Genomic DNA, 24,952 nt, shown 5'->3' with positions numbered 1-24,952 from the left:
AAACAGGTTCCGGCATACCCCTGCGCGGAACGGGCCACTATCCTTAATGAGCCGTGAGGCACACGCCATTCCATTATCAGGAGAGTCCATGAATATTACCCATGCTTATGCCGCTAAAAGCGCCGATGCAAAGCTTGCGCCTTTTGAATTCCAGCCGCGCGAACTGCGTGAGCACGACGTACAGATTGAAATTCTTTACTGCGGCGTCTGCCATTCCGATTTACACCAGGCCCGCAACGAGTGGAAAAACACCATTTTTCCCGTCGTACCGGGACATGAAATCGTAGGTCGCGTGACCGCCGTCGGCGGCCATACGCACAAGTATAAAATCGGCGATTTAGTCGGCGTCGGCTGTCTGGTTGATTCCTGCCGCACCTGCGACAGCTGTAAAGAAGACCTGGAGCAGTATTGCGAAAACGGCTTTACCGGCACCTATAACGGTGAAGATCGCGAAACCGGCGACATCACCTACGGCGGCTACTCAACGCAGATCGTCGTCAATGAAGACTTCGTGCTGCGCGTGCCGGAGAATCTGGATCCCGCAGGCGCCGCGCCGCTGCTGTGCGCCGGCATCACCACCTATTCGCCGCTGAGCCACTGGGGCGCAGGCCCGGGCAAAAAAGTCGGTATCGTGGGCCTGGGCGGTCTGGGCCATATGGGCGTGAAAATTGCACACGCGATGGGCGCGCACGTCGTGCTGTTCACCACCTCGCCTTCTAAGGTAGAAGACGGCAAACGCCTGGGCGCGGATGAAGTGGTGATTTCTAAAGATCCTGAGCAGATGGCACAGCACGCCAACAGCTTTGATTTTATCCTGAATACCGTGGCGGCTCCGCACGATTTGAACCCGTTTATCACGCTGCTGCGTCGCGACGGCAACATGACGCTGGTTGGCGCGCCGGAACACGATCATCCATCACCGCAGGTGTTTAACCTGATTTTCAAACGCCGCAGCATCGCCGGTTCGCTGATTGGCGGCATCAAAGAAACACAGGAAATGCTGGATTTCTGCGGCAAGCACAACATCACCTCGGATATCGAGATGATCAAAATGGACGAAATCAACGAAGCCTACGAACGTATGCTGAAAAGCGACGTGAAGTACCGTTTTGTGATTGATATCGCCACGCTGCGCGGATAAACGTTCTTCAGGCATCCTGAAGCCCGATGGGTATCAGGGTGCCTGAGCCGCGTCTTCTTTCACTACGCCGTTCGCGTAGCCAGCGCCTGCTGAAGCGAGGCGTCGATCAGATAGTAAATCTGCGAATCCTTCAGCGAGCCATCCAGCAGCACGGTGCTCCAGTGCGTTTTATTCAGATGCGCGGCGGGCACCACATCGCTGTGCTTTTCCCGCAGTAAATCCGCCAGCGCGGGCGTCGACTTCAGAGTTACCGCAGGACGGTCGTCCACTTCATGTACCATCGCAAACAGCACGTCGTCCACTTTTATCTGGGTCGCTTTCCAGTCGTTATGCACGACCTGCTCCGCGCCCGGCTTGTCCATGCAGTAAGAAAGTAAATCCGATACGTTCATGTCATTCCCCCTGTAGCGTGGCGATAATACGGCGGCTGCCGCCGTGATTGCGATGCTCGCCCAGCCAGATGCCTTGCCAGGTGCCCAGCAGCAGCTTGCCACGGCTCACCGGCAGCGTCAGCGACACGCCCAGCGACGAAGATTTAATATGCGCAGGCATATCGTCCGCGCCTTCGTAATCATGCTCATAGTTAGCCCTTTCCGGCACCTGCCGCAAAAAATGGTTTTCCATGTCGCTTCTCACCGTGGGATCGCAGTTTTCATTCAGCGTCAGCGAGGCGGAAGTATGCTGAAGCAGCAGATGCAGCAGGCCGACCTGCACATCGCCAAGCCGCCGCAGCTCTTGGACGATCTCGTCCGTTATCAGGTGAAAGCCGCGGGATTTGGGATCCAGGGTGATTGTCTGCTGATACCACATCGTTATGCTCCTTAGCTGAATACGTTCCGTTAAGTGTGCAGCATGATGGGAAAAGGTAAACCTGTGGAGGGAAAAAAGAGTGAAAAAGGCCGGACGGGCGTCCGGCCACAGCGGCTTACATCACCGCGGCGAAGGCTTCGGCAACCTGATGCACGTTCTCGTTGTTCAGGCCCGCCACGCACATACGGCCGCTGGCAATCAAATAGATGCCGAACTCGTCACGCAGGCGATCGACCTGTGCCGCGCTCAGACCGGTGTAGCTAAACATGCCGCGCTGCTTCAGCAGGTAATCGAAGTTTTTGCCCGGCACCGCCGTGGTCAGCACGTCCACCAGCGCCTGACGCATGGTGGAGATGCGCACGCGCATCGCCTCGACTTCCGCCAGCCACTGCGCTTTCAGCGCCGCGTCGTTCAGCACGCAGGCCACCACCTGAGCGCCGAAGTTTGGCGGGCTGGAGTAGTTGCGGCGCACGGTGGCCTTCAGCTGGCCCAGCACGCGGGAAGCTTCTTCCGCATCTTCACAGACTACGGAAAGACCGCCGACGCGCTCGCCGTACAGCGAGAAGATTTTTGAGAAAGAGTTGCTGACCAGCGCCGGTAAACCTGCGGCGGCAATCGCGCGGATCGCATAGGCGTCTTCTTCCATGCCTTCGCCAAAGCCCTGATAGGCAATATCCAGGAAGGGGATCAGATCGCGCTCTTTCAGTACCGCCGTCACGCTGTCCCACTGCTGGTTAGTCAGATCGGCGCCGGTCGGATTATGGCAGCAGGGATGCAGCAGCACGATGCTCTGCGGCGGCAGCGTCTTCAGCGTGGCGATCAGCTCTTCGAACTTCACGCCGTTGGTCGCATCGTCGTACCACGGATAGGTGTTTACCTGGAAACCCGCGCCGGAAAAGATCGCAATATGGTTTTCCCAGGTTGGGTTACTGACCCAGACCTGAGAGCCGGGAAAATACGCCTTGAGGAAATCCGCACCGACCTTCAGCGCGCCGGAGCCGCCAACGGTCTGGATGGTGGCGATACGCCCGGCCTGCAACATTGGATGCGCCTGACCAAACAGCAGCGGCGCAACCGCGCTGCGGTAGGACGGCAGCCCTTCCATCGGCAGATAGAGAGAAGCATCGTGCGCCTGCGCGTTCAGACGCGCTTCCGCTGCGGCTACCGCCTTCAGCTGAGGAATAACGCCCTGGCCGTCGTAATACAGCCCGATGCTCAGGTTAACCTTGTGGGGGCGCGTATCCTGCTTGTAGGTTTCCATCAGGGAAAGGATCGGATCGCCAGCATAGGCATCAACGTTTTGAAACACGGTGCAAATCTCCATTAATTAGTTGGTCGGGCGCTGTGGCGCTCGCGGCCTTGCGCGACAAAGGGCGCCGCACCTGGTTCAGACAGCGTAACGGCCAGGGCGGTGGTTCATGGCGATAATCAGGTTAAGGATCGCCGCGCCCGCAACCGAGGCCGCCAGCATCGGCAGCGGCACCACAAACAGCGAGGCCAGTACCACGCAGGTATCGACCGCCATCTGTAATTTTCCGGCACGGATACCGTAACGATCCTGTAGCCATAACGCCAGAATATTCACGCCGCCCAGGCTGGCCTTATGGCGGAACAGTACTATAAACCCAATCCCCATAATGACGTTACCGAACAGCGTGGCGTAAAAGGGATCCAGCGCGGAAAAATGGATAAAAAGCGTATGCAGATGGGTAAACAGCGACACCAGGCCGACGGCGCTGAAGGTTTTAAGGGTAAACGCCCAGCCCATGCGCTTTACCGCCAGCCAGTAAAAAGGCAGGTTGATCAGGAAAAAAGCGAGGCCGAAAGAAGCGTGCGTCAGATAGCTAAGCAGAAAAGCGATACCTGCGGTGCTGCCGGTCAGGGCGCCTGCGCTTTTTAACAGCATTACGCCAAACGAGACCATCAGCGTTCCAAACAGCAGCGCCAGCGCATCTTCGATAAAGGTATGGGGGACTTTAACAGGCTGAACGACGTTATCCATAAGGTTGATTCTCTGAGAAATAAACGCTGACTCAGCAAGAATCGCACCACTCTTTTGCCATTCGGGTGATGGCGAGACAAGTGATTGACTGGAAAGAATTAACCTTGTGCGCATTTACGGGGTAAAAGCATCAATATATGCATGAATAAGAGGAAACACGCTTATATCTCGCATGGCATACCCTGACCATGCACTAAATTGATCCACATCTGCACCAAAAAAGGGCTATTGGTCAGCCAGGCGTCATCATGCCGTTTTCTTTCAGGCGGGTGAGCACGACAGAGGTCTTAACATGCGACACGCTTCGATGTCCCGCCACCAGCTGGCTAATCAGCGCGCTCAACGCGGGCAAATCGGCGACGGCGACCTTTAGCAGATAGTCGGCGTCGCCGGTGGTTTTCCAGGCATCGACGATAGCCGTTTCTTCAGCCACCATGCGGGTAAAGCTGTCCACGTATTCAGCGGTGTGGTTAATCAGGCGGACTTCAATCAGGCCGATCAGGCCCAGCCCTACCGCATTAGCTGAAAGCCGTGCGTGATAGCCGAGGATCAGCCCCGCCTGCTCAAGGTTGATGCGGCGGCGGGAGCACTGTGAAGCGGAAAGCCCGACCAGATCGCTCAGCTCCTGGTTAGTCAGGCGGCCATTGCTTTCCAGCAGCGTCAGTATTTTGAAGTCATAATCATCGATCTGGGTCATCATTTATCCGGCGGCTAATTATTTTTCCTACCGGACAGGTAAGCGCAGTTCCCGCCTCGTTGTCCAATACTATTTTCCTAAGGGAAAAACCGCTGCCGGGTAAACGCACGCTTATTGGTAATGGCTTTCTTGTCAGAGATTAATATTCAAAAAAATTACGAGAAGAACAGCAGGAGAGAATAAAGGGTTAGCGTATTGATATGCCTGAAGGCAATGAAAACCCTCTTCCAATAACGGCCGCTACCGGAAGAGGCAAAGAAAGAAGAGCTTATTCGTCGTCGTACTGCGGGCCGGCGTAGTTATCAAAGCGCGACCACTGGCCGTTAAAGGTCAGGCGCACCGTGCCGATAGGGCCGTTACGCTGCTTGCCCAGAATGATTTCCGCAATGCCTTTCAGATCGCTGTTTTCGTGGTAAACCTCGTCACGATAGATAAACATGATCAGGTCGGCATCCTGCTCGATGGAGCCGGACTCACGCAGATCGGAGTTAACGGGACGCTTATCGGCACGCTGTTCAAGAGAACGGTTAAGCTGCGACAGCGCCACGACCGGCACCTGCAGCTCTTTTGCCAGCGCCTTCAGCGAGCGGGAAATCTCGGCAATCTCCAGCGTACGGTTATCGGACAGCGCCGGGACGCGCATCAGCTGCAGGTAGTCGATCATAATCAGGCTTAACCCGCCGTGCTCACGGAAAATACGTCGCGCGCGCGAGCGCACTTCCGTTGGCGTCAGGCCGGAAGAGTCATCGATAAACATGTTCTTCTTCTCCAGCAGAATGCCCATCGTGCTGGAAATACGCGCCCAGTCTTCGTCATCCAGCTGGCCGGTACGAATACGGGTCTGGTCAACGCGGGAAAGCGAGGCCAGCATACGCATCATCAACTGTTCGCCGGGCATTTCCAGGCTGAAGATCAATACCGGTTTATCCTGCAACATCGCCGCGTTTTCGCAGAGGTTCATGGCAAACGTGGTTTTACCCATCGACGGACGCGCCGCCACGATAATCAAATCCGAGCGCTGGAGACCTGCGGTCTTCTTATTAAGATCCTGATAGCCGGTGTCAACGCCGGTTACGCCATCATGCGGCGTTTGGTAAAGCGATTCGATCCTGGAGATCGTCGCTTCCAGGATCTGATCGACGCTTTTCGGCCCTTCATCCTTGTTGGCGCGATTTTCGGCGATCTGGAAAACGCGGGATTCCGCCAGATCGAGCAGATCTTCGCTGGTGCGGCCTTGCGGATCGTAACCGGCATCGGCGATCTCGTTTGCCACCGCGATCATTTCGCGTACCACCGCTCGTTCGCGTACGATGTCGGCATAGGCGCCTATGTTCGCCGCACTTGGCGTATTTTTCGATAATTCAGCCAGGTAAGCGAAGCCGCCGACCATGCTGAGTTCACCTTTGGTTTCCAGCGACTCGGAAAGCGTGATCAGATCGATTGGCTTGCCCATTTCCAGCAGCCGCTGCATTTCGCTGAAGATCATGCGATGCGGACGACTAAAGAAGTCCTGCGCCACCACGCGCTCAGAGACGTTATCCCAGCGCTCGTTATCCAGCATCAGGCCGCCCAACACGGACTGCTCCGCTTCCAGCGAATGGGGCGGCAGCTTCAGCCCTTCCATTTGCCGGTCGCGCGGCTCACGGTTTTCATTGGATTTGTTGGTGGGTTTATTTCCTGCCATAGTGATGTAATACCTTGTGTGGGGACGCGCCAGTATACCCGTTTGACGGCCTTTCGTCCTCCATCAATCACGCGCAATCAACAGGAGTGACCATGCCAAAACGCATACAAATCAGTCAGCACGGCGGCCCGGAAGTGATGCAGATTATCGATGCGGCCATCCCGGAACCGGCCGCTGACGAGGTTGTGGTTGAGAACAAAGCGATAGGCATTAACTACATTGATACCTACGTGCGCAGCGGGCTTTATCCGGCTTCGCTGCCTTCTGGCCTGGGAACGGAAGCGGCTGGCGTGGTAAAGAGCGTGGGCGAAGGCGTGACTACGGTTAAGGTTGGCGATCGCGTGGTTTATGCGCAGTCGGCGCTGGGCGCCTACAGCGAATATCATGCCGTTTCGGCTGACAAGCTGGCGCTGCTGCCGGACGCCATCTCTTTTGAGCAGGCGGCGGCCTCGTTTCTGAAAGGGCTGACCGTGCATTACCTGCTGCGGCAGACCTACGTGGTACAGCCGGACGAAACCTTTCTGTTTCAGGCGGCGGCGGGCGGCGTAGGGCTGATCGCCTGCCAGTGGGCGAAAGCGCTGGGCGCGCATCTGATCGGCACCGTCGGCTCGGCGGAAAAAGCGGCAAGAGCCAAAGAGGCCGGCGCCTGGGAAACCATTAACTATCGCGAAGAAGATGTGGCAAAGCGCGTGCTGGAACTGACCAACGGCAAGAAAGTGCGCGTGGTGTACGACTCGGTAGGCAAGGATACCTGGGAAGCCTCGCTGGACTGCCTGCAGCGGCGCGGCCTGATGGTCAGCTTCGGCAACGCCTCCGGGCCGGTGACCGGGGTGAATTTATCGACGCTCACCCAGAAAGGATCGCTGTACGTGACCCGCCCTTCTCTTAACGGCTATATCACCAACGCCGATGCGCTGACGCAGGCCAGCAACGAGCTGTTTTCGCTGATAGCCAGCGGTGCGATTAAGGTAGAGGTGCCGGAACAGCAGAAGTTTGCGTTAACGGACGCGCAGCAGGCGCATAAAACATTGCAAAGCCGTGCCACTCAAGGCTCCTGCCTGCTGATCCCCTGACGGCAAACGCGCCAGGCCTGTCAGAAATAAGTGGGGCTTCCCGTAGGAAGCCCCTTTTTCTTTTTTATAGTTCGCGCTGGTTGTAGGGTCAGCGGCGATGAATTTCGGCAATTCAGTAAAATCATCCTGACAGAATTCATAAGTAAAAAATATGTTTAATTGCAAATTTGTCTGTGCGATCTGCCAGGTTGTGATCGACTCCGCATTACCTTTTGCAAACCTGGCGTCAACGCTCTGAAATTAGCGAGATATCCAGCGTGCTGTTTTTGACGGCGGTTTACGGTATGCGCGATAAATCCATACCGCAGCGACCGCCAGCGCCAGCCAAGGCAGCATTTTAATGACCACCATCAGCAAACCGGCGAACATCATCACTACGCTGGCGACAAACAGCGCCAGGATAATCCCCAGCAGCGAAACGCCCGTCAGCAGCAGCATGACAAAAAAGCCAAGCACGAAAAAGATTTCCATCAGCGTTCCTCCCGTTAAAGATGCTGTAGCACTATTACAAGATCCGTGCCAGAAATGCAGTTCATCTAAAGCTTTGAATTTAATGAGAAAGGATAAAAGAACCGCACGGAGGGCCTGGTCAATATCGCTATTACCTGGCGCGATATTGACCAGGTAATAGCGAGCCAGCAGCAGGCCGTGCTTTACAGGCGGTCATTCGAGGATTTCTGCCGGCCGCCGCTTACTGATAGCGCCTTTGGCCCGACGGCTTATACCGCTGTCGGTACCTTGTCGGCCACCAGCGCCAGCGCGGCTTCCAGCGTCTCTACGTTCGCACCCGGCTTGTGGGCATTTTCACTCAGATAACGACGCCACTGGCGTGCGCCAGGGATCCCCTGAAACAGCCCCAGCATATGGCGAGTGATATGGCCCAGGTAAGTTCCCTGCGCCAGTTCGCTTTCAATATAAGGGTACATTGAGCGCACCACCGCCACCGGATCGACCGCAGGACGATCGCAGCCAAACAGCTCCCGATCAACCTCTGCCAGCATTCCCGGATTTTGATAGGCTTCGCGGCCTACCATCACGCCATCCACATGCTGCAAATGCGCTTTGGCTTCCGCCAGCGACTTGATGCCGCCGTTAATCGACAGCGTCAAATGCGGAAAATCACGTTTCAGTTGATAAACGCGCTCGTAGTCCAGCGGCGGGATCTCGCGGTTCTCTTTCGGGCTGAGGCCGGAAAGCCAGGCTTTACGCGCATGGATAATAAACATGTCGCAGCCGCCCTGTTCCGATACCTGACGGATAAAATCGCAGAGAAACTCATAGCTGTCCTGCTCATCAATGCCGATACGGGTTTTTACCGTGACCGGAATCGACACGCGATCGCGCATGGCCTTCACCGCGTCCGCCACCAGCGCGGCTTCTCCCATCAGGCAGGCGCCGAAGCGTCCGTTCTGCACGCGGTCGGAAGGACAACCGACGTTCAGGTTGATCTCGTTATAGCCGCGAGCCTGCGCCAGTTCGGCACATTGCGCCAGCGCAAGCGGATCGCTACCGCCAAGCTGCAGGGCGACCGGCTGCTCCTGCTGGTTCCAGGCCAGATAGTCGCCTTTGCCATGAATAATGGCGCCGGTGGTCACCATCTCAGTGTAAAGCAGCGCCTGACGGCTCAGCTGACGGTGAAAGTAGCGGCAGTGGCGGTCGGTCCAGTCCAGCATTGGCGCAACGGAAAAACGGTGGGCAGGTAAATTTTGGGTCATAAAGCGCAAAGACTCTGATTAACAAATGACGATAATGTGCGCAATGATAGCATGACTGCCCGCAATCGCTAAACGGGCTGTAAGGGCGCACGGTGATGCGCCCCTGAGAGAAATCAGAACGTGAAGTTAAGCTGGGCTACCGCGCCCCAGGTATTGTCATTGCCCCGCATTCCGGCCAGGTCCAGATGCACCTTGTTAAACGGCGACACGCCAAAACCGGCGGTGACCACGTTGGTATCGTTAGACTTCATATCCGCACGATAACCTGCACGCAGCTGTAGCCAGTCCAGTACGCGATACTCCGCGCCCACGCCTGCATACTGGCTGTCTTCCACCGTTTTAAACCGTTTGGTCGGCGTGGCGTCCACATCCAGCGCCGCCGTCAGCCGCTCGGTATGATAAGAGACGCCAGGCGTCACTACCGGGCGGATCTGGTAAGTATCCTTGTAGCCGTTCACTTCGCGGGTATCGATATCGCGGGCAATCAGGTTCTGCGCGCTGACGCCCAGCGTCCAGTTATCGTTCAGATCGGTCGCCGCACCGGCATCCATGTTGAAACCGGTATTGGAATTTTTATAGCGCCCTTTGGTGAAATCCGACTTGTCGTAGTTATAAACGGAGGCGCTATAGTTATAGAGATAAGTCTTCTGGATCTTCGGCGTGATGCCAAACGAAACCGGATGACCGGCAATATTGAACTCATGCGCCACGGCAACGCCGTAGTCATAAACTATGGCGCCGCGTCCCAGCGCTGACGAGGTCAGCGAGTCCTGCGCGCCCGGCCGTGGAAAATCGGTGCCGTCGGCAATGCGCTGCAAATAGTCGATATCGCCCTGGCTGACGTTCGCCGTCACGTGCGCCGTACCGTAAGCTTTCGCCACAAAGGCAAAAGGCAGCACTTCGTTCGGCACGGTCACCGCCACGGCCGCGCCTGCCGTAGCCCAGGCTTTGTTGCCCTTGATGCCGCGCAGCTGGCTCGCCAGATCGCCGGCCGCCGCCCGCACGCGTGGATAATTCAGGCTGATGGGATCCTGCTCGGCAATGTCCTGATAGCGGTCAACGCTGTCGCTCAGGTCATCCACTTTATCGATGAGCTTGTGCTTATCCGTCAGCTGCGCGCCAGCGGCCGGAAGAATAATACTGACATCGTCTTCCGGCTGGGCTTTCGTCATCAGCGCCGGGTTAGCCAGCACCGCCGTGCCATAGGTTGAAGAGGCTACGCCCGTGCCACCCATCGCATCGTTGCGAGCGTCGTAGTAGTTGCCAGCGGCCAGAGCGCTTAGCGGAGCCAGAAACAGCACGGGAAATACAACCGGTCGGGTGAATCTGTTCAGCTTAAATTTTTTGACCATTTACTTCTAACCCTTCAACAAAGGAGACAGCGCCTGAAGCGCGACAAGTGTGATTGTCCGTATAATGGGCCGAACGGTGCTAAGTCATTAGCCTGAACTAAGTCAAATTACCGGGGCTTTTCTGCTCATTGCACGGCTTTTAATCTGCTAGCTGGCTTGAAAATAAGCCGTGTTTTCAACGTCTGCTGTGGAAAGGTTTACAAATATTTAAGTAAATGTAGCCAAAACATTTCAGAGTGCAACCGTTATTGACGGTCTTCTTTAGTAATGAATGGTACAACGCAGTTGATGACAAAGGTGAGCTTCCGCTCTTCGGATTTGACTGAAATTTTTTGCGGGCATAGCGATGAAGGGAGACGCTCAGGCGGGAAGCCGGAAGCGCGGCGTTTTTATCGGCGCTGTGATAATATAACGTGCTAAGCCAGCCTGGGGAGATCTATGAACATTAACAGTCCTGAAAATATTCTGTCGCAGGCGGAAGCTATCTGTCAGCAGCGCAACGTCAGGCTGACGCCTCAGCGTCTGGAGGTGCTGCGGCTGATGAGCCAGCACCACGGCGCGATCAGCGCGTACGACCTGCTGGATCTGCTGCGCGCCAGCGAACCGCAGGCCAAACCGCCCACTATCTATCGGGCATTGGACTTTCTGCTGGAGCAGGGATTCGTGCATCGCGTGGAGTCCACCAACAGCTATGTCGTCTGCCATCATTTCGAAGAGCCTGCGCATACCTCGGCGATGCTGATCTGCGACCGCTGCGGCGGCGTAGCGGAGCAACATGCGGAAGGCGTGCAGGATATTCTGAAGTCCTTGTCGCGGGCAGCGGGCTTTGCGCTGACCAACAGCGTGATTGAAGCGCACGGATTGTGCCAAAGCTGCGTTGAGGTGGAAGCCTGCCAGCATCAGGATGCGTGCCAGCACGATCATACGCTTGGGACAAAAAAGCGCGGTCGTTGAAACGGTCAACCATCAGAATAATTTAAGCGGCGGGATCGCGCCAGACAAAACAACAAGGGCAGCGCCAGAAGCGCTGCCCTTGCTTTAGAAGGCTATCCGGAGAATCGGCCCTGGCAGTGCCAGTCAGCCTTTCCGGAGGCTATCTTATCAGAAACGATGGTTATTGCTGGTTTCCCAGTCGCCCAGCTCTTTCTCAGCCTGGTCTTTGGTGTAGCCATAACGTTCCTGAATTTTACCGACCAGCTGATCGCGTTTACCTTCTACGACGGTCATGTCGTCATCGGTTAGCTTGCCCCATTTTTCTTTAAATTTACCTTTTAACTGTTTCCAGTTACCGCCGGCTTCGTCTTTATTCATCTTGTTTCTCCTTAACCTTAGGTGATAACAGCTTATCGTTACAGCAAAACCGCTGACAGCAACATAAAACGCTGCCCAAATGCTTAACGTACAGATAATTGTAGTAGAAGATGGCAGGTTTGCACGGCGAGGCGGCGTATTTTTCTAAAAAAAAGCGAAGCGGCACGGGCCGGGCAGCAAAAATCGCGCGGGCTCGGATACTTAAGAAGCGGGAGAACAGAAGCGCTGAGGCGATTTTTCCAGTTCGATCGGCGGGGTTCGGGAAAAGACGGATGCAAACAGAGAGTAACTGCCCATACGGAATGCCAACACACAATAAACGCCAATGCGGAATACCAACAGGCAGTAAATATCAGCGTGGGATACGAAAAGACAATAAACGCTAAATACGAACAGGAGCGGGCATCGATATATGTCGGACAGAACTACGATGGCTTGCGCTCCACAGGAGACATTCAGGCACGGTCAGACAATATGCCAGGCGCAGACAACAACCGAAGGCACGGTCAGACAATATGGCAGGGGCAGACAGCAGAAGGATTCAGACAATATGAGAGGTGCGAAATAAAAGCCGTAGGCGATACGCCCGCCGGTAGAAGCAAGCCTCTGCGTCATCGCAACGACGCAGAGGCGGCACGGCGTCTGGCTATTACAGCCAGCTACCGTTGCGGATCACGCCGACGGCAAGCCCTTCGATAGAGAAGGTATGCTCACGCAGATCCACCACAATCGGCTGGAACTCGCTGTTTTCCGGCAGCAGCTGCACAATGTTGCCCTGCTTTTTCAGGCGCTTGACGGTGACTTCATCATCAATACGCGCTACCACGACCTGGCCATTGCGCACGTCCTGGGTTTTATGAACCGCCAGCAGGTCGCCATCCATAATGCCGATATCCTTCATCGACATGCCGCTAACGCGCAGCAGGAAATCCGCGCCCGGCTTAAACAGATCGGGATCGACCTGGTAATGGCCTTCGATATGCTGTTCCGCCAGCAGCGGTTCGCCTGCCGCCACGCGGCCAATCAGCGGCAGGCCATCGACTTCTTCCATCATCAGGCGGATACCGCGTGATGCGCCGGAAACGATCTCGATAACGCCTTTACGCGCCAGCGCCTTCAGGTGTTCTTCAGCCGCATTCGGGGAGCGGAAGCCGAGCTGAGCGGCAATCTCTGCCCGCGTCGGCGGCATGCCGGTCTGGTTAATATGCTGGCGAATCAGGTCATAGACCTGCTGCTGCCTTGCCGTTAGTGCTTTCATCCCGCCCCCTGGTTGTTTATACAGTCGACTGTGAGTATATACAGGTATTTCGTCAATGAAAACCTCAAGCCGGATAAAAAACCATGGTGATAGCTATTTAGCCCGGCGGCTGGTGAGAAAGCAGAATCGACAGCCAGACAAAAACCGCTAACAGAATAGCTAACAGCACGGCAGCTGAGCCCATATCTTTGGCGCGCCCGGAAAGCTCGTGGAACTCATTGCCCAGCCTGTCGACCACGGCTTCTATCGCGCTGTTGAGGATTTCCACAATCACCACCAGCGCGACGGAGCCAATCAGCATGACTCTGGCCAAAGGCGTCACGTCCAGCCAGCAGGCGATAATAATCGCCACTACCGCCGCAACCACTTCCTGGCGGAAAGCCGCCTCGTGTTGCCAGGCCGCCCGTAATCCTTTCCAGGAATACCCCGCAGCTTTAATGATCCGCGTTAAACCCGAGGCGTTATTTGCCATAATCAGGGAACCCTTTGTTCTGTTTAGCGTCAATGTCAGGGTAGCGCACATTTTGCAACACCACAGATCTCATGCAAGGATTCTGGTATGCTTGCGGCGCTTTGCTAACAAGAGGCTTTATGTTGTCTATGTCAGGTTGGCGTAACTTATATTACAAATTATTGAATTTACCGGTAAAAATGCTGGTAAAAAGTAAAGCGATCCCTGCCGAGCCGGTCGTTGAGCTGGGGCTGGATACGTCGCGTCCTATTATGTATGTGCTGCCATACGATTCAAAGGCCGATTTGCTGGCGCTGCGTGAGCAGTGTCGCAAAGAGGATCTGCCCGATCCTTTAGACCCGCTGGAGATCGACGGCACGCTGCTGCCCCGCTACGTCTTTATTCATGATGGCCCGCGCGTATTTCCTTATTACGCGGCCAATCCGGAATCCGTAAAGACGTTTCACGACTATCTGGATCTCCATCGCAGCAACCCGCTGCTGGACGTGCAGATGGTGCCCGTCTCGATTATGTTTGGTCGGGCGCCGGGGCGTGAAGTTCAGGGCGAAAGCCAGCCGCATCTGCGCGTGCTGAACGGCATTCAGAAATTTATCGCCGTCCTGTGGCTGGGCCGCGACAGCTTTGTGCGTTTCTCGCCGATGGTGTCGCTGCGCCGTATGGCAACCGAGCACGGCACCGATAAAACCATCGCCCAGAAGCTGGCGCGCGTGGCCAGAATGCACTTTGCCCGTCAGCGCCTTGCCGCAGTCGGCCCGCGTCTGCCTGTGCGTCAGGATCTGTTCAACAAGCTCTTACAGTCCAAGGCTATCGCCAAGGCCGTAGAGGACGAAGCGCGCAGTAAGAAAATCTCCCATGAGAAGGCGCAGCAGAACGCCATTGAGCTGATGGAAGAAGTTGCCGCGGATTTCTCCTACGAGGCAATCCGTCTGACCGACAGGATCATGGGCTGGACGTGGAGCAAGCTCTATCAGGGCATCAACGTCAACGGCGGCGAGCGCGTGCGTCAGCTGGCGCAGGACGGCCATGAAATCGTTTACGTGCCGTGCCACCGCAGCCATATGGATTACCTGCTGCTCTCCTACGTGCTTTATCACCAGGGCCTGGTGCCGCCGCATATCGCTGCGGGCATCAACCTGAACTTCTGGCCGGCCGGCCCGATTTTCCGTCGCCTGGGCGCGTTCTTTATTCGCCGCACGTTTAAGGGCAACAAGCTCTACTCCACCGTTTTCCGCGAATACCTGGGCGAGCTGTTCACCCGTGGCTATTCCGTGGAGTACTTTGTGGAAGGCGGCCGTTCCCGTACCGGACGCCTGCTCGATCCGAAAACCGGCACGCTGTCGATGACCATTCAGGCGATGCTGCGCGGCGGCAACCGCCCGATTACGCTGGTGCCGATTTACATCGGCTACGAGCACGTCATGGAAGTTGGCACCTATGCCAAAGAGCTGCGCGGCGCGACCAAAGAAAAAGAAGGCTTTATGCAGATGGTGCGCGGGCTGCGCAAGCTGCGCAATCTGGGCCAGGGCTACGTCAACTTCGGTGAACCGCTGCCGCTGGTGGCTTACCTGAACAAGCACGTGCCGGAATGGCGCGACGCTATCGATCCGATCGAATCCCAGCGTCCGGCCTGGCTGACGCCAGCGGTCAACGATATCGCCCAGCGCGTCATGGTGCGGATCAATAACGCGGGCGCGGCCAACGCCATGAACCTGTGCGTTACCGCGCTGCTGGCTTCCCGTCAGCGTTCGCTAACCCGTGAGCAGCTGGTGGAACAGCTGGACTGCTATATTCAGCTGCTGCGCAACGTGCCTTATTCGCCGGACGCCACCGTGCCGGACATGACGCCGGAAGCGCTCCTGGATCATGCGCTCAGCATGAACAAGTTCGAGATCGAGCAGGATAATATCGGCGAGATCATCGTGCTGCCGCGCGAGCAGGCGGTGCTGATGACCTATTACCGCAACAACGTTCACCACATGCTGGTGATGCCGTCGGTGATTGCGGTAATTTTGATGCAGCATCAGGAGCTGACGCGCGCCGAGCTGCTGCGCCAGGTCAGCGTGATCTATCCTATGCTGAAAAGCGAGCTGTTCCTGCACTGGGAAAAAGACGAGCTGCCGGGCGTGCTGGATCCGCTTGTCAGCGAAATGGCGCGTCAGGGTTTGTTGACCGCCGACGAGCAGACGCAAACGCTACGACTCAGCCCTGCCCGTTTCCATACGCTACAGCTGCTGGCGGCCGGTGTGCGGGAGACGCTACAGCGCTACGCCATCACCTTTTCTATCCTCAGCGCCAATCCGTCGATCAACCGCGGTACGCTGGAGAAAGAGAGCCGCACCATGGCGCAGCGCCTGTCGGTGCTGCACGGCATCAACGCGCCGGAATTCTTCGATAAGGCGGTGTTCTCGACGTTGGTGCTGACGCTGCGTGATGAAGGCTATATCAGCGATACCGGCGATGCGCACTATGAAAGAACGCATAAGGTCTATCAGCTGCTGGCCGATCTGATCAGTCAGGAAGTGCGGATGACCATTGAAAGCGCGCTGACGTACGAGTAGGTAAGAGATAAAAAAAGGCCGGCGTGAGCATCACACCGGCCTTTTTTATTGGCTGTCGATCAGCCAGAAAACGGCGCACAGCTCAAAGCGATGCCGACAAACAGGATCAGCCCCACATAGTTGTTATTCAGAAAGCCACGAAAGCAGGCATCACGTTCGCGAGCGCTAATCAGCTTTTGCTGATAAATAAACAGCGCCGCCGCCGCCAGCAGCGAGCAGTAAAAAGGCGCCCCCAGCTGCGTCAGCCAGCCGATGGCGGCCATCAGCCCCAGCGTGGCCAGCTGCAACAGGCCGATAATCAGCTTATCAAAACGGCCAAACAGGATGGCGGTGGATTTGACGCCGATTTTTAAATCGTCATCCCTGTCCACCATCGCATACTGCGTGTCGTAAGCGACCGTCCAACAAATATTGGCGAAAAACAGCAGCCAACAGGCCAGCGGCACCGTTTCGCTGACCGCCGCCCAGCCCATCGGAATGGCCCAGCCAAACGCCGCGCCCAGCACCACCTGCGGCAGATGGGTGTAGCGCTTCATAAACGGATAGATCCACGCCAGCGCCAGGCCGCCAAAAGAGAGCAGGATGGTCATCAGATTCATGGTCAGCACCAGGCAAAACGACACCAGCACCAGACCGCCAAACAAAAATTTCGCCTCCGTCGAGGTGACTGCGCCGCTCGGTAGCGGCCGCGATCGCGTGCGTTTGACGTGTCCGTCTATCTTGCGATCGGCAAAGTCGTTAACCACGCAGCCCGCCGCGCGCATAAAAAAGACGCCCAGCGTAAACACCACCAGCACGTTGAGCGGCGGCACGCGCAGCCCGGCCAGCCATAGCGCCCAGAAAGTCGGCCACAGCAGCAGCAGCGAGCCGATTGGCTTATCAATCCGCATCAGGCGACTGTAGGCCTGAAGCTTACTGACAGGTAAAGATTTTTCCATCTACTTCTTCCTTTCGGCCTGAACGGCGTGATAAAGCGGCGCAGGCGGTAAAAACAGTTCGGTCAGCAGCAGCGGCTTGCCGGAAAGGCGCAGCAGCGAGCGGCGACCCCACAGGTCGTGGCTGCGTCCCGGTTCGATAAAATCGCGGCTGAGCGTCGACGAGGCGAAAAGATAGCGCCCCAGCGGCTGGCTGCCAAGCTGTTGCAGCTTCTGCTCCGGCCCTTGTAGCGTGGATTCCGGCAGGATGGTGCGGGCCGCCAGCCAGGCTTCGCCATCGCCGCACAGCAGGATTTCCCGCAGCCAGTAGCGCGGCTCTTCAGGCAGCAGCAGCGCATCCGCGCCGGCCTCTTCCGCCCCGATAAAGCCCTCGCGCAGGATCTCAACGGTAACTTTTTCGCAGTGGCGTTCAAAGCGGCGGGTCATGGAATCTTCTTCCATCAGCCAGTCAAGCAGCGACGGCGTCAGCTGGGGCGAAGAGAGTGGAAGCCATTCGATAGCGTGCAGCTGCGTCAGCGCGCGGTTGGTCATTGCGCTTCTCCGGACAGTAAAATGGGGCTAGCGTAGCACAAGGCAAAAGGCGTTAAACAGAATTTTAACAGGATAGCGAAGCGGAAAGCCGCCCCGGTAGGACGGCCTCCTGGCTTACTTGCCTGCTGCGTTAACGATCACCGTGATGGAATTATGGGACAGCTCCCACTTCCCTTTTCCGGATGACCACAGCGCACCAGAAACAACGAGCACGATACAAAGATACCGTTTCATTGTGCGGCCCTGCTAAAGGCCGCTTCGCAATGCCACCACCGGAGATGTAACTGCGAATGCAAGCACTTGGGAGTACTTGCGTTTACGGCCGTTGGAAATCCTTTTCCCAATCCGGTGCCCGCTTGCTTAAGACGGCGAAAAGGCCCGCCCGCATTGTACGCTAAACAAGCAGTTTGTACACTTGACAGACATTCTTCAAAAGGACATTCTATGCGTACTTGGGAGTGCTTGCGTTAAATCAGCAATCAACCTGCTGGCAAGGCCGCTTACCTGACCAGCGCAAAAAAACCGCCGTTAAAGGCGGTTTTTTTGTTTCTGCCCTTGGGCGAAAAGCTGCCGCTTCGTCAGCCCACAAAGCGTCTTCCTGCCTATTCGCGTTTCAGGCGGTTGCTGTTCGCCAGCCACAGCGTCACCACCAGGATCAGGATCGCGACAGAATAGGCCAGCGTGTCGAGCGGATTCTTATGATCGACGATGATCAGGCGGATAATAGCCGTGATGCCGATATACACAAAGTAGCGCAGCGGGAAGTGGTAGCCGGACTGGAAGTACTTCACAATCAGCGCAATAAATTCAAAGTACAGAAAGTAGATCACAATCCCTTCGATCAGCAGATACGAAGAGGTCTGCTCGCCGGTATTCAGCAGCACGTTGGCCAGATGAAACGTCTCTTTTCCTAAAAAAACGGCCAGAATACCGGCCAGTGAAATCAGGCCTACGTTCAGCACCATCTGTAAAAACCAGGCAATACGCGTGGCGTTAATCATTATCATCCTCTGCAAATACGATTTCCCGTCAGATCATCCTGACCGCCACAATATGCTTTAGTGTGAGCTGCTTCACAAGTTTTCCGCAGGCCAGCCGCCCGCAACAGGCATAAAAAAAGGGGCGAAAATTCGCCCCTTGCTGTGCACCCTAGCGGAAGTCTTTGTCCCGATCGGTGGTCATATCGTAAAGCTGATACTTGCGGCCCAGCATCTGGCCGCCGTCGCGCGTCAGCGGCGTCCAGTTGACCTGCGCGCGTCCACGCGTCGGCGAAGCGGTAAACAGATCCATCGGAATAGAAATGTAGAAGCCTTTGGTGAAGTCGCCTTCGCCATACTCCTCCGCCGAAACGTTGGTTTTGGTGGCGTAAGCGCCGACGATCACGCCACTGTCGAACTGACGGGAAACGTCCAGCGTCGCCCCTTTGTCCTCGGCCAGATACTGACCCACGCTCGCCTTCACCAGCACCTGATGGTTAAAGAAGGAGGGACGCCAGTAGGCGGTCAGATTACCGACTTTCGCATTGTAGTCGGTGAACTGCATCATGTTGTCCCAGTCGCGCTGCTTGACGTAGTTAGCGTCAACGCCGAACGCCCAGTCGGAATCAAGCGGACGATAAAGGAGTTCGCCGCCCACGCCGCCATACATCGTTTCCAGATAGCCGCCGTAAACCTGCCCGTAAAAGCCGTTGCCCAGGGAGTGCATATAGTTGGCTTGCAGGTTATTTACGTAGACGTTGTTGTCAACATAGTCGCGGATATGGGTACGGACGCGCGGCAGCGAGGAATCGGCCGGCGCGCCGTTATAGGTGAACTTATCGTAATTGTTCGCCAGGTTGCCGAAGACGCTGCCGTCCACCAGCAAATGATCGGTCAGCCAGTAGTTGGCGCTGGCCATCACGCCGACCTGGTACAGATAGAAGCTTTCCGGCCCGCCGACGGACTGGTTCAGCACCGGTGACAGGCTGGCGTTAAAGCGATCCGCGTCGATGTAATAGCCCTGCTCGGTATGGCCAGGATCGGACGGGTTAACCCGCTTCTGATCCAGCATTTTTTCTTTGCCGAGCGGATAGCCTTCCAGCTGCTGACGCAGGCTGTCGGTGCTGGTTTCCGTAGTGACCTGCGGCATATTGTTGCGCGTTTCGGTCACGTTCAGTTTTTCGATGTTCTGCGGCAGCGCATTCATCATGATCACATTGGCGCGATCGATCCCTTCCTGGGTATTGCGATATTTTACCTGCTGACCGGAAACATAAAGCGTGTCGCCCTTCACCTGAATTCTTGGCCCCACCAGGCCCGCATTATATTTCAGGTCGGTCAGCTGGTTCGCCACCACCGTCGGCTCGAGGAATTCGCCCTGCGGCTGTGGATTATAAGCTGGCTTAGGCGCATCCACCGAGGCGGTATGCAGATCGTTGAAGTTGGTGCGCAGCGTAAAGCCCGCCATCAGCGTGTTGCCACGCTCGTAGCTGACGTTAACGTCGGCCCAGTCGGTGATGCGATAAATAGCCCCAACGTTGACTTTACTTTTCTGCTCCAGGCGACCGGCAAAATCATCCTGATAGTCGTTGCCTTCGTATTCCACCTTCAGACGCAGCGGCTGCCATGGCGTCTGGTATTCAATGCCGCCGAAAATAGCCGCCGGGCCTTTAAACAGATCTTTGTCGCTGACCGAACCGGCGGTGCCGTTGGTGTTGGAGCGGTAGCAATAGCTGCTGTCCGCCTCGCAGAACGGGTTTTTGACCGTGCCGCTGTTGCCGAGATAGCCGAAGCCCAGCCCGACGGTGAAGTCAAACGGCCCCCAGGCTTTGCTGGCAACCATATATTCGCTGTCGAACAGTCCTGTACCGCCCAGGTCGCGCGCGCCGACGGAGACTTCCGGCAACCAGTAGCCTTCCTGCCACAGTCGCGCTTTAAGATCGAACGCCTTGTCTTTATAGGACTGGCTGCCGCTGAAGCTTTCCACGGCGCTGTAGCGACGGGTTTTCACGTCGGTATAGCGGATGGTGGCTTCCAGCCACGGGAAAAGCTGCACCGAGGAGGAATAGAAGCGGTACTGATCGTTATAGCGGTAGTTCAGGCTGAATTCGCCATCTTTCGCCATACGCGCCGTCGGCACCTGCAGCAGGCCCACGCCGCCAAAGTCGGACTGCGATGGCCCGACAGGATCCGCAGCCTGAGCCTGGCAAGCGCAGGCCACGGACATCGCCAGCAGGCTGAGAAGGTAAGTTTTTTTCATCAGTCAGGGATCCGGTGCGTCAAAACAGAAATAATTTGCTGGTTAAGATCCGGGCCGTCAGGCAGCGACCAGGCAGAAAAGCCAACGTAAATGATGCTGCCCGCGTCGGGTTCAACATCGCGGCGATTCCAGTAGGCGACCGGCACCTGCTCGGTTTTGCCGGTAGGCGCGATCAGCGTGACGAAATTGCGCTCGCCGCCGTCCAGACGCTCGTGGTCAGCCAGATAGTCAACCACGCTGCGGCCCGCCACCCAGGTTGTTTTGCCGCTGTTATTCGCCAGACCGGCGATCGTCAGGCTGCCGGGTTTTTGCAGCGTATAGACGCTGTATTCACCCTCCAGCCGACGGTTCTCTTCAGGGCGCAGGCGCACCCAGTCCGGATCGAGGTTCACAATCTGACGACCCGTGACCTTAATGGCGGCAATCTGCTGGTAAAGGTTATCGACAACCGCGGCTTTTTCGCCGTCGTCGTCGGCGCGTAATTCCGCGCTCCAGCTTTTCAGACGCGCCAGCAGCTGCTGCTGTTGCTGTACCGCCGCTGCCGTCGCCAGCTTTTCGCTGATAACCGTGCCTGGCCACCAGGTACCTGCCAGCGCGGGGCTTGCCGTCAGCTGCGCCAGGTTTTGCGCATGGCTGACCAGCGCAGTTTCGCTGCGATCCGGCGAGAAGACGGTGACTTCGCTGTCGGCGCACACGTTCAGTGACACGCAGGCGGCGAGGCCTGCGAGGAGATAAGTAATATTTTTCATGATTTTGCAGGCTTCAGGATGGTGGTTTCAACGGAGACGTCGTCGCCGCCCAGCGTCTGCCGCGACTGGCGAACCTGGCCGGTAGTCGTGTCGATCCAGAAAATATTGCGCCAGGTTTTACCGTCGGCCGTGACCTCTTCCTGCCAGACGCGGCAGGCGACGCGGTGCCCTGTCAGGTCAAGTACCTCATCCTGCAAACGCGTAAAGCGCGATACCGCCGTCGCGGCGTGGAAGCGGCCCGCTGCCGACCAGGTCAGCTGGCGTGTCCAGCCTGCGCCATCGGTCAGATGCAGCGGATCGGCCAGCGGATCCTGAGCAAGGTTGCTCACCTCATGCAGGTTGTCCGCCAGGCCTAACGTTTTCACCACGCGGCCATGCTGCGTGACGATCATGGTGCGATCGCGCGTGATCCATTTTTGCTGGCCGTTTTCGTCAAAGCCCAGCACCACAAAAATACGCTGGCCGTTGTTAACGCGCAGATACATGCTGGCATAGGGCAGGCCTTCGACCTGCTCTGCCGTTACCTCGACGTCGTCCGGCCCGAGCAGAGCGAGTTTTACCGTCTCCCCCAGGCTTTTTTGTGTTTGTGTGCAGCCCTGGGCAAGCAGGCATAAAAGCAGCAGTGGTAGGTAGCGCACTGGTGTAAGTTCCTGAATGAAGTCTGAAAATATCAAAAAATAACCACACAAGCGTGTGGTTATGATTAATTTACTGCACTTAACGAGTGGTGCTGGTGGTGGTAGTAGTCGTGGTTCCGGTGTTGGAACCGTTACCGCCGCTGCTTGCTGCCAGCGCCACGCCAACCAGCGCGCCAAGCGCGCCCACACCCACTGCCGTGGTCGTCCCGGCGGAAAGGGTTCCCGCCGAGGCGCCCGCTGCGGCACCGGCCTCTTCAGGCGCGGCAAACGCGGCGGAAGCAGTCGCTAAGTACGCTACGGCTGCAGCAGCACATAAGACTTTTTTCATACAAAATCCTTCATAGAATGAATGGATAACTCGCCTGAAAGATTTCAGACCGGCTCATTATAAGGCAATAAATTACCAGAATTCAGGACGGTTAAACGCGCTGGCTGCTGCCGCTTCGCTGTGTGAAACAAAAACATTTTTGGAGGGATAAGGCAACAATTGGTCAATAAACTCGTTATATCGCTATTTATCGCTGCCATAACGCGACAAGTTAGCGCCATTCACTACCGATTGTGATTAAAACGGCCGTTTTATGGGCAGAAAATGCGGCAGCGCGCTTTTTCTGTTAAAAGTGCAGTTTTTCAGTGAGTTAAATGTATTTACTCAGCGTTTTAAGCGCATCGAACGAGAATACGTTTCGGACTATTCCTGCCATAAATTGACTTAGCGGCCTGAAATTTAAGAATTTCCTTAGCCAGGCAGCAGGTCATTCAGCAATTATTGGAAGAGGAATTAACCTTAAACTCTGTTACAGCGCCGCGTTCGTCAGGGCCAGCGGGAAACCGCGTCGCTGTCAAACAGGACCACCAGTAGGTAAAGATGGATCTGATAAACGCATTATGCAGCTAAAAAAGGTCGGCGCGATGGCCGACCTTCAGACTTTGCGCTGCGCCAGCAGAGAGCCGGACGCGTGTCAGCTGTTTCAGCCGCGCCAGTTTTTGTAGCGGTTGATCAGGCCGTTGGTGGAGCTGTCATGGCTTGCCACCTGCTCGCCGCCGGAAAGCTCAGGCAGGATGCGGTTAGCCAGCTGTTTACCCAGCTCCACGCCCCACTGATCGAAGGTGAAGATGTTCAGGATAGCGCCCTGGGTAAAGATTTTGTGCTCGTACAGCGCAATCAACGCGCCCAGGCTGAACGGGTTGATTTCACGCAGCAGAATGGAGTTGGTCGGACGGTTCCCTTCAAACACTTTGAACGGCACGATATGCCCGACGGACTGGGCATCTTTGCCCACATCAGCGAACTCTTTCTCTACCGTTTCGCGTGATTTGCCGAACGCCAGCGCTTCGGTCTGCGCGAAGAAGTTAGAGAGCAGCTTGGCGTGATGATCGCCCAGCTGGTTGTGGCTGACGGCCGGCGCGATAAAGTCACACGGCACCAGCTTGGTACCCTGGTGGATCAGCTGATAGAACGCGTGCTGACCGTTGGTGCCAGGCTCGCCCCAGATGATCGGGCCGGTTTCATAGCTGACAGGGTTGCCGTTGCGATCGACATATTTGCCGTTCGACTCCATATTGCCCTGCTGGAAGTAGGCGGCAAAACGATGCATGTACTGGTCGTAAGGCAGGATAGCTTCGGTTTCGGCACCGAAGAAGTTGTTATACCAGATGCCGATCAGCGCCAGGATCACCGGCAGGTTTTGCTCCGCAGGCGTGTTGGCGAAGTGGTTGTCCATCGCGTGGGCGCCGCTCAGCAGCTGCTCGAAGTTATCGAAGCCAATGGACAGCACGATAGAGAGGCCAATCGCCGACCAGAGCGAATAGCGGCCGCCGACCCAGTCCCAGAACTCAAACATATTGGCGGTGTCGATGCCGAACTCGCCCACGGCTTTGGCATTGGTAGAGAGCGCGGCGAAGTGTTTCGCTACGTGCTGCTCGTCGCCCGCCGCCTTCAGGAACCAGTCACGCGCGCTGTGGGCGTTGGTCATGGTTTCCTGGGTGGTGAAGGTTTTTGACGCGACCAGGAACAGTGTGGTTTCCGGGCTGAGATCTTTTACCGTTTCCGCAATATGCGTGCCGTCTACGTTAGAGACGAAATGCATATTCAGATGGTTTTTATACGGACGCAGCGCCTCGGTAACCATAAACGGCCCCAGATCGGAACCGCCGATACCAATGTTGACCACGTCGGTGATAGCTTTACCGGTGTAGCCCTTCCACTCACCGCTGATGATGCGATCGGAGAACGACTTCATCTTCTCCAGCACCGCATTGACTTCCGGCATCACATCCTTGCCATCGACCATAATCGGCTTGTTGCTGCGGTTGCGCAGGGCAACGTGCAGCACGGCGCGATCTTCAGTGCGGTTAATTTTTTCCCCGGAGAACATGGACTTGATAGCATCCTGCAGCTCGGTTTCTTTCGCCAGAGCCTGCAGCTTGTCGAGCGTTTCGCTGGTGATGCGGTTTTTAGAGAAGTCCACCAGCATTTGATCGTCGAAGGTGGCGGAAAATTTGCTGAACCGATCGGCATCTTTCGCGAACAGGTCGGCAATCTCTACGTCTTTCATCTCTGCAAAATGCTGCTGCAGCGCTTGCCAGGCAGCGGTTTGTGTCGGATTGATATTTTTCATAGCAACACACTCTTTTTATTTAAGAACCGTAAAACAGACCGGGCGCCATGTTACCTGTTACGCGTTTTTCGCACGCCTTTCCCTGCAACAGGTGACGGCTATCAGAGGAGAAGTTTTCCTCTCTTTTGCCCGGGGCTATTTATAATTCAGGCGGCGGGGTGAAACCCG

At 56.3% G+C, this 24,952-nt stretch carries 24 protein-coding genes; 4 read left to right on the top strand and 20 right to left on the bottom strand.

The window, feature by feature from the left end:
- Positions 1-88: 88 nt before the first annotated feature.
- On the top strand, positions 89-1,141 hold the full coding sequence (locus ACVWZ0_RS02255) for an NAD(P)-dependent alcohol dehydrogenase (protein ID WP_125290177.1): 1,053 nt from the start codon (positions 89-91) through the stop codon (positions 1,139-1,141).
- A 62-nt stretch (positions 1,142-1,203) separates the two neighbouring features.
- Here the strand turns inward: ACVWZ0_RS02255 and ACVWZ0_RS02250 are convergent, their stop codons facing one another.
- The 6 genes from ACVWZ0_RS02250 to dnaB form a co-directional block, all read right to left on the bottom strand.
- A complete protein-coding gene (locus tag ACVWZ0_RS02250; protein ID WP_125290176.1) occupies positions 1,204-1,533 on the bottom strand; it encodes an MmcQ/YjbR family DNA-binding protein in 330 nt (109 codons plus the stop codon).
- Between the two features lies 1 nt (position 1,534).
- A complete protein-coding gene (locus tag ACVWZ0_RS02245; RefSeq protein WP_253456182.1) occupies positions 1,535-1,951 on the bottom strand; it encodes a secondary thiamine-phosphate synthase enzyme YjbQ in 417 nt (138 codons plus the stop codon).
- Between the two features lie 115 nt (positions 1,952-2,066).
- Positions 2,067-3,260 carry an amino acid aminotransferase gene (locus ACVWZ0_RS02240; protein ID WP_253456185.1) on the bottom strand — a complete coding sequence of 398 codons (1,194 nt, stop codon included), beginning with the start codon at positions 3,258-3,260 and terminating at the stop codon, positions 2,067-2,069.
- Between the two features lie 78 nt (positions 3,261-3,338).
- Positions 3,339-3,953: a YitT family protein gene (locus ACVWZ0_RS02235; RefSeq protein WP_125290174.1), complete on the bottom strand. Its 615-nt coding sequence runs from the start codon at positions 3,951-3,953 to the stop codon at positions 3,339-3,341.
- 232 nt (positions 3,954-4,185) lie between these two features.
- Positions 4,186-4,650: an Lrp/AsnC family transcriptional regulator gene (locus tag ACVWZ0_RS02230; RefSeq protein WP_253456188.1), complete on the bottom strand. Its 465-nt coding sequence runs from the start codon at positions 4,648-4,650 to the stop codon at positions 4,186-4,188.
- 268 nt (positions 4,651-4,918) lie between these two features.
- Positions 4,919-6,334: a replicative DNA helicase gene (dnaB, locus tag ACVWZ0_RS02225; protein WP_125290172.1), complete on the bottom strand. Its 1,416-nt coding sequence runs from the start codon at positions 6,332-6,334 to the stop codon at positions 4,919-4,921.
- A gap of 92 nt (positions 6,335-6,426) precedes the next feature.
- Between dnaB and ACVWZ0_RS02220 the strand changes: the two genes are divergently transcribed.
- The gene (locus ACVWZ0_RS02220) at positions 6,427-7,407 is read left to right on the top strand and encodes a quinone oxidoreductase (RefSeq protein WP_253456191.1); all 981 of its coding nucleotides are present in this window, start codon (positions 6,427-6,429) and stop codon (positions 7,405-7,407) included.
- A 240-nt stretch (positions 7,408-7,647) separates the two neighbouring features.
- Here ACVWZ0_RS02220 and pspG read toward each other — a convergent pair whose 3' ends face one another.
- The 3 genes from pspG to ACVWZ0_RS02205 all read right to left on the bottom strand — a co-directional run bounded on the left by pspG (position 7,648) and on the right by ACVWZ0_RS02205 (position 10,474).
- A complete protein-coding gene (pspG, locus tag ACVWZ0_RS02215) occupies positions 7,648-7,878 on the bottom strand; it encodes an envelope stress response protein PspG (protein ID WP_253456194.1) in 231 nt (76 codons plus the stop codon).
- 248 nt (positions 7,879-8,126) lie between these two features.
- Positions 8,127-9,122, bottom strand: coding sequence for a tRNA dihydrouridine(20/20a) synthase DusA (gene dusA, locus ACVWZ0_RS02210; RefSeq protein WP_253456197.1), 996 nt, complete (start codon positions 9,120-9,122; stop codon positions 8,127-8,129).
- Between the two features lie 113 nt (positions 9,123-9,235).
- Complete coding sequence (locus tag ACVWZ0_RS02205) at positions 9,236-10,474, bottom strand: conjugal transfer protein TraF (RefSeq protein ID WP_253456200.1); 1,239 nt, start codon at positions 10,472-10,474, stop codon at positions 9,236-9,238.
- A gap of 438 nt (positions 10,475-10,912) precedes the next feature.
- Between ACVWZ0_RS02205 and zur the strand changes: the two genes are divergently transcribed.
- The gene (gene zur / locus ACVWZ0_RS02200; RefSeq protein ID WP_253456203.1) at positions 10,913-11,428 is read left to right on the top strand and encodes a zinc uptake transcriptional repressor Zur; all 516 of its coding nucleotides are present in this window, start codon (positions 10,913-10,915) and stop codon (positions 11,426-11,428) included.
- A 147-nt stretch (positions 11,429-11,575) separates the two neighbouring features.
- Here the strand turns inward: zur and ACVWZ0_RS02195 are convergent, their stop codons facing one another.
- The 3 genes from ACVWZ0_RS02195 to ACVWZ0_RS02185 all read right to left on the bottom strand — a co-directional run bounded on the left by ACVWZ0_RS02195 (position 11,576) and on the right by ACVWZ0_RS02185 (position 13,515).
- Positions 11,576-11,785, bottom strand: coding sequence for a CsbD family protein (locus ACVWZ0_RS02195; RefSeq protein ID WP_125290167.1), 210 nt, complete (start codon positions 11,783-11,785; stop codon positions 11,576-11,578).
- A 649-nt stretch (positions 11,786-12,434) separates the two neighbouring features.
- Positions 12,435-13,043 carry a transcriptional repressor LexA gene (gene lexA / locus ACVWZ0_RS02190; RefSeq protein WP_253456205.1) on the bottom strand — a complete coding sequence of 203 codons (609 nt, stop codon included), beginning with the start codon at positions 13,041-13,043 and terminating at the stop codon, positions 12,435-12,437.
- A gap of 97 nt (positions 13,044-13,140) precedes the next feature.
- Positions 13,141-13,515 (bottom strand): diacylglycerol kinase, encoded by a 375-nt coding sequence (locus ACVWZ0_RS02185; RefSeq protein ID WP_253456208.1) that lies wholly within the window; start codon positions 13,513-13,515, stop codon positions 13,141-13,143.
- 128 nt (positions 13,516-13,643) lie between these two features.
- Here ACVWZ0_RS02185 and plsB point away from each other — a divergent pair, with 128 nt between their 5' ends.
- On the top strand, positions 13,644-16,073 hold the full coding sequence (gene plsB / locus ACVWZ0_RS02180) for a glycerol-3-phosphate 1-O-acyltransferase PlsB (protein ID WP_253461154.1): 2,430 nt from the start codon (positions 13,644-13,646) through the stop codon (positions 16,071-16,073).
- Between the two features lie 59 nt (positions 16,074-16,132).
- Here plsB and ubiA read toward each other — a convergent pair whose 3' ends face one another.
- From ubiA to pgi, 8 genes are all read right to left on the bottom strand, one after another.
- On the bottom strand, positions 16,133-17,011 hold the full coding sequence (gene ubiA, locus ACVWZ0_RS02175; RefSeq protein ID WP_253456211.1) for a 4-hydroxybenzoate octaprenyltransferase: 879 nt from the start codon (positions 17,009-17,011) through the stop codon (positions 16,133-16,135).
- On the bottom strand, positions 17,012-17,539 hold the full coding sequence (gene ubiC / locus ACVWZ0_RS02170; protein WP_253456214.1) for a chorismate lyase: 528 nt from the start codon (positions 17,537-17,539) through the stop codon (positions 17,012-17,014). It lies immediately after the preceding gene.
- Between the two features lie 602 nt (positions 17,540-18,141).
- The gene (gene psiE, locus ACVWZ0_RS02165) at positions 18,142-18,540 is read right to left on the bottom strand and encodes a phosphate-starvation-inducible protein PsiE (RefSeq protein ID WP_253456218.1); all 399 of its coding nucleotides are present in this window, start codon (positions 18,538-18,540) and stop codon (positions 18,142-18,144) included.
- 148 nt (positions 18,541-18,688) lie between these two features.
- Positions 18,689-20,776, bottom strand: coding sequence for a YjbH domain-containing protein (locus ACVWZ0_RS02160; protein ID WP_253456221.1), 2,088 nt, complete (start codon positions 20,774-20,776; stop codon positions 18,689-18,691).
- On the bottom strand, positions 20,776-21,525 hold the full coding sequence (locus tag ACVWZ0_RS02155; RefSeq protein WP_253456224.1) for a capsule biosynthesis GfcC D2 domain-containing protein: 750 nt from the start codon (positions 21,523-21,525) through the stop codon (positions 20,776-20,778). The genes ACVWZ0_RS02160 and ACVWZ0_RS02155 overlap by 1 nt, the downstream gene beginning before the upstream one ends.
- Positions 21,522-22,163, bottom strand: coding sequence for a YjbF family lipoprotein (locus tag ACVWZ0_RS02150; protein ID WP_253456227.1), 642 nt, complete (start codon positions 22,161-22,163; stop codon positions 21,522-21,524). Before ACVWZ0_RS02150 ends, ACVWZ0_RS02155 begins: the two co-directional genes overlap by 4 nt.
- A gap of 79 nt (positions 22,164-22,242) precedes the next feature.
- Complete coding sequence (yjbE, locus tag ACVWZ0_RS02145; protein ID WP_125290158.1) at positions 22,243-22,491, bottom strand: exopolysaccharide production protein YjbE; 249 nt, start codon at positions 22,489-22,491, stop codon at positions 22,243-22,245.
- A 643-nt stretch (positions 22,492-23,134) separates the two neighbouring features.
- Complete coding sequence (pgi, locus tag ACVWZ0_RS02140; RefSeq protein ID WP_253456230.1) at positions 23,135-24,784, bottom strand: glucose-6-phosphate isomerase; 1,650 nt, start codon at positions 24,782-24,784, stop codon at positions 23,135-23,137.
- Between the last annotated feature and the right edge of the window lie 168 nt (positions 24,785-24,952).

It is taken from the genome of Erwinia sp. TECH1, from assembly GCF_054057575.1.
The sequence above is the reverse complement of the archived record's forward strand: the minus strand, read 5'-3'. Positions and strand labels throughout refer to the sequence as shown.